At 72.6% G+C, this 2,069-nt stretch carries 2 protein-coding genes; both read left to right on the plus strand.

Annotated features, from left to right (window positions below; all coding sequences use genetic code 11):
• The coding region (locus ABZV34_RS38790; RefSeq protein ID WP_356287802.1) for a LysR family transcriptional regulator at nt 1-863 on the plus strand (863 nt) is incomplete at its 5' end.
• A gap of 222 nt (nt 864-1,085) precedes the next feature.
• Nucleotides 1,086-1,925 (plus strand): DUF1206 domain-containing protein, encoded by an 840-nt coding sequence (locus ABZV34_RS38795; RefSeq protein WP_356287805.1) that lies wholly within the window; start codon nt 1,086-1,088, stop codon nt 1,923-1,925.
• The last annotated feature ends 144 nt before the right edge of the window (nt 1,926-2,069 follow it).

A 2,069-nucleotide genomic window follows, 5' to 3' on the forward strand; every position in this document is an offset into this window, starting at 1 on the left:
CCGAGCGTCTGATGGTGTCGCAGTCGGGTCTGTCGTCCTCGATCCGCGCCCTGGAGCGGGAGCTCCAGGCCCCGTTGTTCGTACGCACCACCCGGCGGGTCACACTCACGGAGGCCGGCCGCGCCCTGCTCGGCGAGGCGGAGCGGGTGCTGACCCAGGTCCGCGCGGCCCACGACGCCGTGGCCGCCGTACAGGGCCTGTTGCGCGGGACGCTCTCGCTCGGCACCGAGCAGTGCATCGCCGGGGTGCACGTGGCCAAGCTCCTCACCGCGTTCCGGCGGCGCCATCCCGACGTCGAGATCCGGTTGCGGCAGGCGGGCTCCGGCGCGCTCGCCGAGGAGGTCGCGGCCGGACGGCTCGACCTGGCCTTCGCGGTGAAGACACAGCCGGACAGCGACCAGCTGCGCTCCGTCCCGCTGACGAGCGAGCCGATGACGGTGCTCTGCCATCCGACGCACCACCTCGCGACCTCCGCCGTGCTCACGCCGGAGGAACTGGGCGGCGAGGCCTTCGTCGACTTCCACCCCGACTGGGGGCCGCGCCGCATCACGGACGCGGTCTTCGCCGCGGCGGGCGTCCGGCGGACCGTGACCCTCGAGGTCAGCGACGTGCACAGTCTGCTGGAGCTGGTCGACGAGGGCCTCGGCATCGCCGTGGTGCCACGGCACTTCGGTCTCAAGCGCGAGGCGGGCGGCCTCACCTCGCTGCCGTTGAAGGGGGCGGGCGACGCACCGTACGAGACCGTCGCCATGCTTCCGCCGCCGGATGCCACCAGCCCGGCGGCCCGCGCCCTGATGGTCCTGCTCGACCCGTCCGAGGACGAGAGCCGACGAACACCAACGAACACCAACGAACGCCGTTGAAAGCTGATGAAGGCTGAGGAACGCTGACGAACACCGTCGGGCGCTGACGGGCACTGTGGATCGGCGCTGACGGACGAACGCTGACAGACTGGCGCCGACCGGGCACGGGCGGGGCCGGCGCGGCTCCGTCAGGCACCGCGGCGCCGGCCTTTCGGCCTCCACCACGCAATCGGCCGCGTGTGGCATCCCGGAGCGGGGGCAACCGGACTCCGGGAGGTCTACATGAACGCGAGTACGACGACAGGGACCGGACGGACCGAGGCCCGGCGCGCGGCGCGGGGGCCGGCGACGGAGTACGCCGCCAGGGCCGGTCTGACCGCGCGAGGCGTGATCTATCTGCTGGTCGGTGTACTGGCGCTGCAGATCGCCTTCGGCGGCAGCGGCAAGCAGGCTGACCGCGGCGGCGCGCTCTCGGAGATCGCGCAGAAGCCCTTCGGCGCCGTGATGCTGTGGGCACTGGGCCTCGGGCTGGTGGGCATGGCGCTGTGGCGCCTGTCCGAGGCGGTCTTCGGTTCCGCGGGGCAGGACGGAGGCAAGGCCAAGAAGCGGCTGCTGTCGGCCGGCCGGTGCGTCTTCTACTCCTTCACCGCCTACTCCGTACTGTCGTTCGCGGCGGGCTCGCGCGGCAGTGGCAGCGGGTCCAGCGACCGGCAGTCCCAGGACGTGACGGCGAAGGTCCTGGACCTGCCCGCGGGACAGTGGATCGTGGGCGCGGCCGGAGCAGGCATCGTGGCGGCGGGTCTGTGGATCGGCACCCGGGCCGTGCTGCGCAAGTTCCACAAGAAGATGAAGCTCGGCGAGATGTCGGCGCGGACCCGCAAGCTGGTGGACGTCACCGGAGTGGGCGGCGGCGCGGCGCGCGGGCTGGTGTTCGCCGTGGCGGGGGGCTTCGCCATCCGCGCGGCGGTCGAGTTCGACCCCGACAAGGCCAAGGGGATGGACAACACGCTCCGGTCGTTCGCCGACACCCCGGCGGGACCGTGGCTGCTGGTGTGCGTCGCGGCCGGGCTCGTCCTCTTCGGCCTGTTCTCCTTCGCCATGGCCCGCTGGCGCAGGGTCTGAGCACGACGTTCTGGCGGTACGGGCAGGTGCGCGGACCCCGCGCACCTGCCGTTCAGCCTCCCGGGCGCGGGGGCCGTCATTCCGGGGGCAAGGGCTACGGGGCGTCCCATCCATCGCCCCCGCCCGGGGGGTCCTACATTCCTT

The organism is Streptomyces sp. NPDC005195 (assembly GCF_040608315.1).
GTDB classification, from domain to species: domain Bacteria; phylum Actinomycetota; class Actinomycetes; order Streptomycetales; family Streptomycetaceae; genus Streptomyces; species Streptomyces kaempferi.

Bases quoted from the DNA above. Each gene is read 5' to 3' on its own strand.
- ABZV34_RS38795 (WP_356287805.1), top strand. From the start codon at position 1,086: ATGAACGCGAGTACGACGACAGGGACCGGACGGACCGAGGCCCGGCGC.